The following is a 6314-nucleotide window of genomic DNA, read 5'->3' on the forward strand; positions in this document are numbered from 1 at the left end:
TTCTTCACCGCCGCGGTGGTGGATGCCGACCCGGAGGGCATGCCGCCGTGGCTGGCCACCGAATACGTGCCGGGGATGTCCTTGGATGCCGCGGTGGCCGCGTACGGCGCCTGGCAGGAGTCCTCGGTGCTGGCACTGGGCGCCGCGCTGGCCGAGGCGCTGGAGGCCGTTCACCGCGCTGATGTGGTGCACCGCGATCTCAAGCCCTCGAACGTCCTGTTGGCCGCGGACGGCCCGCGGCTGATCGACTTCGGTATCTCCCTGGCGTCCGAGGCCACCAAGCTCACGCTGACCGGGGCGATCGTCGGGACGCCCGGTTTCATGTCCCCCGAACAGCTGGCGGGCGACACGGTGGGAGCGGCGAGCGACGTCTTCGCCCTCGGTGCTGTCCTGGCCTACGCGGCGACCGGATCCGGTCCGTTCGGCGGCGGCTCCGCCCAAGCCCTGAACTACCGGGTGGCCCATGCGGAACCGGACCTGACCGGCCTGCCGCCCGAACTGGCGGACGTCGTAGCCCGGTGCCTGGCCAAGGACCCGGGCCAACGGCCCACCGCGCCGCACCTGGTGACAGAGCTGGGCCGGGCTTCGCAGGCCGGACAGGCCGGACAGGCCGACGGATTGTCCACGGAAGCCGACTGGCTGCCTGAGCCGGTGACGGCCGAGATCACCCGCAAGCAGCACGAGCCACTGTCCGCGCCTACCGGGCAGACCACTGCCGAAGTCGTTCCCCCCACCATCGGCGCGACGGTATCCGTCCTGGGCCCACCGGCAGCGGAACCCCCACAGCCGGAGTCCACCCCCGGCGGCAAGGGGCGCGTGTTCACGCGGGGCCGAGTCATGGCGGGCCTCGCGGTCACCGCCGTCCTCGCTGCCATCGTCACCGCAACGCTCCTCCCCGGCAGTAAGTCCGGCGACAAGCAGACCGAGAAGCCGCAGCAGACCGAGAAGCCCCATGCACCGGCGCTGAGGCAACTATGGTCCTCGGGACAAGGCACGGACTTGCCGCCGGTGGTCAAGGACGGGACGGTCTACGTCGGCGACAGAGACCGCGGCGTGTACGCCCTGGACGCCGACACCGGTGACCAGTTGTGGGAAAACGATCAGACGACGGACATCGTAAGCTCCGCGACTGTCAGCGACGGGGTGGTCTCCTTCAGCACTGGAGGATTTCCCAACGCCGACACCAGCCGCGTGTACGCCCTCGACGCCGATACCGGCCGCCGCCTGTGGAAGTTCAAACCCAACGACCTCGTAACCTCCGCCCCCGTCATGGCCGGCGGAACCGCCTACTTCTACAGCAACTCGCTCGCCACACGAAGCAGCACCCTGTACGCGTTGGATGCCGAGACCGGTGAAAAGAGGTGGAGTCGGGTACTCAGCCTGGGGGCCGCACTGGCCTTTGACGACGGGGTCGTCTACTACGGCGGCCATACCGTACGCGGTTCCTACCTCCATGCCCTGGATGCCGACACGGGCAAGGAGTTGTGGAAAGTGCACATCAGCGCTGACATCCTCCCTGACCCACTGACGTCACTTACCGTCGCTCACGGTGTCATCCACGCCGTCGGCGAAGACGGCATTCTGTCCGCCCGGGACGCAGACAACGGCGACCTGCTGTGGAAATACCGGACCGGTCTCTCCGACTTCTCGGATTCGAAGCCCCCGGTTGTCGCTGACGGGGTCGTCTACATCAGCGGAAACAGCGAAACCGACTCGGGATACGGCCAGGTATTCGCAGTCAATGCGAAGGACGGCAAAATGCTGTGGAAGTATCAGATGCCACGGGTGAGTTCGCCGCCCACGGTCACGGCAGGAACGGTCTACGTCAGTACGGAAGCCGGCGCTTTGTATCTCCTGGACGCCGAGAGCGGCGACTCCTTGGGGCAGGCCCGCCTGGCGAATGACCATGAGCCGGAAGTGACCGTCGCCGACGGGGTGGCCTACTTCGACGGTGGTGACGGGCGCCTGCGCGCGGCCAAGATCACCCGCTGACTCCGCTGACTCCGCTGACTCCGCTGACGCCGAGCCTGCGCAATTCAACAGCCCAGCCTGTTCAGCTTTGACTGGACAGGCTGGACTGGACAGGCTGGACTGAAGAAATTACCGTGGAGGCATGGCAGAGACTCCTCACAGCATGTCCGCCTCCGCCGTGCGCGCCGCGTATGAGATCCGGGTCGTGGTCGGGCGGCTGCGTCGGCGGCTCAAAGAGACGTACGACAACGAAGAGCTCACCCCCACGCAGACGGCCGTGCTCAGCAGGCTCAGCAAGGACGGCCCCGCCTCGACCAGCGATCTCGCGGCGGCCGAGCGCGTACGGCCGCAGTCGATGGCGGCCACGCTCGGGGTGCTCGACGAGCGCGGGCTGATCCGGCGGCGGCCCGATCCCGGCGACGGGCGGCGGCAGCTGATCTCGCTGAGCGAGAGCGGCACCGCGTATGTGGACGACAAGCGGCGGGCGGGGGAGGAATGGCTCGCCCGGTCGCTCGAATCCGGCTATACGGAAGAGGAGCGGCAGACCATCATCGAGGCGCTGGCCCTGCTGGACCGGCTCAGCGGCGCATGATCGCGCGGCTCAGGTCGCTCGCTTCACTCGGGCCGCTCGGGTCGCTCGCGCGGCGCAGGGCCGGGAAAGAGACGCGGGGCGCCTTCGACCGGAGGCTGCTCGCGCCGATGATCCTGGGTTCGGTGCTGAACCCGATCAACTCCACCATCGTCGCCGTGGCGTTGGTGCCGATCGGCGTCGCGCTCGGCGCGCCGCCCGCGCAGACGGCGTGGCTGGTCTCCGCGCTCTATCTGGCGACCTCGATAGGCCAGCCCGTGGTGGGGCGGCTGATCGACCTCTACGGGCCGCGCCGGCTCTTCCTCGTAGGGATGTCGCTGGGCGGGATCGCGGGGCTGATGGGGCTGCTGGCCCCGAATCTGGGCGTGCTGATCGCCGCGCGCGTGGTGCTCGGGTTCGGTACGTGCGCGGGCTATCCGGCGGCGATGTACCTGATCCGGGGCGAGGCCCAGCGGACAGGGCGGGAGAGCCCCGCCGGCGTGCTGACCGTGCTCGCGGTCGCCAACCAGACCGTCGCCGTCATCGGGCCGTCCCTGGGCGGGCTGCTGATCGGCCTGGGCGGCTGGCGCACCACGTTCGCCGTCAACATCCCGCTGGCGGTGGCCGGTCTGATCCTCGGCGCCCGACGGCTGCCCAAGGCGCCCCCGCCGGAGCTGTCGGAGCGCACCGGCGAGCGGATCAGACTGGACCTGGCCGGGATGGCGCTGTTCGCCGCGACGCTCGTCTCGCTGCTGCTGTTCCTGATGCAGCCGCGGGCCGACCGTTGGTATCTGCCGGTGCTCGTGGCGGTGGCGGCGACCGGGTTCACGGTGCGGGAGCTGCGGGCGCCGGAGCCGTTCATCGACCTGAGGGTGCTCGGCGGCAATCGGCCGCTGGTTCTCACGTACGGGCGTACCGTCCTCGCCGCCGTCGTGTCGTACGCCTTTCTGTACGGCTACCCCCAGTGGCTGGAGGAGGGGCGGGGGCTGAGCGCATCGCAGGCGGGGCTTGCGCAGCTCCCGGTGTTCCTGGTCGGGATAGCCGTCTCCACCGCCACCGGCCGCCGCCCCGAGGTGCGCGGCAAGCTCGTCGTCGGCGCCCTGGGGCAGATCGCCGCATCCGCCACGATGCTCCTGCTGCGGCCGGACAGCCCGGTGTGGCTGCTGATCGCCGTCGCGCTGCTCTTCGGCGTACCGCAGGGGCTGAACAACCTGGCGCTGCAGAACGCGGTGTACCACCAGGCCGACCCGGAGCGGATCGGATCCTCGGCGGGACTGATGCGCACCTTCTTCTACCTCGGCGCGATGGTCGCCTCCAGCGCGTACGGCGCCTTCTACGGCGCCCGCGCCGACACCGGCGGCCTGCACGGTCTGGCCTGGCTCATGCTCGCCGTCGCCGCCGTGTTCCTGGCGGTCACGGCCATGGACCGCTCGCTGGGCCGGATCGGTGCCGACGACCGGTCTCCTTCTGCCTAGCGTCGTCCCTGAGGGTCGCGACGGTGGGGTGAGTACGTTCGGCGCGCGTTACGTCTCCGAAGTGCCGTCCGGTGTCGAAGTGCCGTCCGGTGTCGGTGTTCCGGGCGTCCCGGGAGTCCCGGACGGCAGGATCCACACGGCGGCCCAGCAGCACCCCCGTACCACGAAGGCCGCCGCCAGCGCCCACCACACGCTGTCCACGCGGACCTCGGACAGCAAGGTGATCAAGTACCACACCAGCGTGTCCTGTAGCAGGCCGACGACTGCCAGGATGGGCAGCAGGACCCCTTGGTGCGGATCCCTGGGCGTCGACCAGATCACGGTGCTGGCGATCGAGAAGAGGGCGAGCGCGAGGAGGTAGCCGAACAGCGGTTCCTCGCCGGTGTAGTCGAGCGTTATCCCAGGCAGCGTGGCTGCCAGCCCGATTCCGGGGAGCAGCCCCAGCTGCTGTCTTCGGATGTCTTTCATGATCGGGACTCTGCCAGGCCGTGCCCCGCCCGGGAATACTCCACCGACCAAGAGGTCGTCACATTCGGCGCCGGTGGGGCGAAGCGGTTCAGCGGTTCAGGCGGACGCGAGTGTTCCGGACATCCAGTCGGCGACCGCAGGCAGCCAGTCCGCGTGGGCGTTGCCCAGCAGATGGTCGCCGTACGGGACGAGCAGGTACTCGCCGCGCGGTGCCAGGCGGGCCAGTGGCTCCCCATCGGTCACTCCTGAGATGTCGTCCTGGCCGCCGTCGACCACCAGGAGCGGGCAGGCGATACGGGGCGCCAGCGCGGACAGGTCGACCTGGTCGGCGAAGTCGCGGGCCGCCCGGGTTCCTCCGGCGCGCCAGGTGAGGATGTTCCGGAGCGGGGGCGGCAGGGCCGGCCAGTCGAGGTGGAAAGGACCGCTCACGGTGGTGGCGGCGGCCACGCGAGGCTCGTGGGCGGCGCTCTCCGCGACGTAGTAACCGCCCAGGCTGAGGCCGACGAGCCCGACCCGGTCGACGCCGAGCGCGTCCACGACCTGCCCGATCACCTGGTGATAGTCGGGCCGGACCGTGGTGGTGGCCGCGAGTGTGCCCTGCCCGGGGCCGTCCATCGTGAACACGGCCAGGCCCCTGCGCAGCAGCGCCGAGGTGACCGCGTGGAACTCCTCCTTACCGGAGTCCAGGCCGGGCACGACGACGACGGTGGCGGACGCGTCGGCAGGGCCGCGGAGCCAGCCGGCGAAGGCGGGTCCGTCGAGTCGGCGGGCACCGGGTTCCAGAATCTCCAGCGCACGGCGCATCGCGGCGTCGGCATCAGCGGCGGCCTCTGCGGCGGCCTCGGTGTCGGCCGTGGTGTCGGCCGTCGTCCGGTCCGTGTACGGGCCCAGGGTGGCGATGTGGAACCAGCGCGCCGCCACTTGGTAGTGCTCGCCCGCCGATATCGGGGAGGCGGCCTGCTCCGCGCGTACGAGGTGGCGGCGAGCGGCCCTCACGAATGCCTGTCCCCAGTCGTCGACCGAGGCCAATTCGGCGGTGACACGCCGGTATTCGTGCGGGTCGAGCCCGGCGGCGGTGGCGCGCGTCAGATTCTCCGCGGCGAGGTCGGCGACGTTCACGACACCACCCCCGTGGTGAGGACCGCCTTGCCGCGGATCCGGCGCTCCCGCAGGTCGACCAGGGTCTCGGCGGTCTTCGACCAGTCCGCGGTGCGGCCGATCTCCGGATGGAGCCGCCCGTTGTGCACCAGGCGCACCAGGGTGGCCAGGTCGCGCCCGTAAGTCGGGCCCGCGTTGGGTCCCGCGTTGGGTCCCGCGTTGGGGCCCGCGTAGTGGAAGTGGCGGATGACGGCGCCTTCCGGGCCGCTGAGGAGATCGAAGAAGTCCAGTGTCGCCGGGGTGCGGCTGGCCTGGCCGAACCAGATCAGCGTGCCGCCCGCGGCCAGCTTGGACAGCGCGACCGGCAGGTCGGCGCCGCCGGTGGATTCCAGCACCACGTCGAACGGGCCCCGCGCCCCGGCCACCGCGTGCACGGCCGTCGCGGCGCCCAGAGCGCGCAGCCGCTCGGCGCGCGACGGGGTGGCGGTCACCACGGTGACCTCCGCGCCCGCGGCGGCGGCCAGCTCGGTGACGTAGTGGCCGACACCGCCCGAGGCGCCGGTCACCAGCATCCGTCGGCCCGTCACACTGCCGGCGGTACGCAACAGCCGCAGGGCGGTGATGCCGGCCAGCGGCAGGGCCGCGGCGTCGACGGCGCTGAGGGAGTCGGGCAGTTCGGCGAGCGAGTGGGTGGGCACGGCCGCGTACTCGGCCCACCCGCCCCGGGGCGGGTG

6 protein-coding genes are annotated in these 6314 nt (G+C 70.8%); 3 read left to right on the forward strand and 3 right to left on the reverse strand.

Annotated elements, in window-relative coordinates:
• From CCN51_RS02740 to CCN51_RS02750, 3 genes are all read left to right on the forward strand, one after another.
• Nucleotides 1-1992 (forward strand): outer membrane protein assembly factor BamB family protein (locus CCN51_RS02740; RefSeq protein WP_086859224.1); only part of this gene is annotated, 1992 nt, incomplete at its 5' end.
• A 121-nt stretch (nt 1993-2113) separates the two neighbouring features.
• Nucleotides 2114-2563, forward strand: coding sequence for a MarR family winged helix-turn-helix transcriptional regulator (locus CCN51_RS02745; RefSeq protein WP_043487852.1), 450 nt, complete (start codon nt 2114-2116; stop codon nt 2561-2563).
• 107 nt (nt 2564-2670) lie between these two features.
• A complete protein-coding gene (locus CCN51_RS02750) occupies nt 2671-4014 on the forward strand; it encodes an MFS transporter (RefSeq protein ID WP_014180661.1) in 1344 nt (447 codons plus the stop codon).
• 48 nt (nt 4015-4062) lie between these two features.
• On the opposite strand, the gene CCN51_RS02755 is transcribed toward CCN51_RS02750, so the two are convergent.
• The 3 genes from CCN51_RS02755 to CCN51_RS02765 form a co-directional block, all read right to left on the reverse strand.
• Nucleotides 4063-4482: a hypothetical protein gene (locus tag CCN51_RS02755; RefSeq protein ID WP_014180662.1), complete on the reverse strand. Its 420-nt coding sequence runs from the start codon at nt 4480-4482 to the stop codon at nt 4063-4065.
• A gap of 96 nt (nt 4483-4578) precedes the next feature.
• Entirely contained in the window at nt 4579-5601 is a 1023-nt protein-coding gene (locus tag CCN51_RS02760) for an alpha/beta hydrolase family protein (protein WP_014180663.1), read from the reverse strand.
• The coding region (locus CCN51_RS02765; protein WP_086859226.1) for a zinc-binding dehydrogenase at nt 5598-6314 on the reverse strand (717 nt) is incomplete at its 5' end. The genes CCN51_RS02760 and CCN51_RS02765, both read right to left, overlap by 4 nt.

The organism is Streptomyces milbemycinicus (assembly GCF_002154605.1).
Taxonomy (GTDB): domain Bacteria; phylum Actinomycetota; class Actinomycetes; order Streptomycetales; family Streptomycetaceae; genus Streptomyces; species Streptomyces milbemycinicus.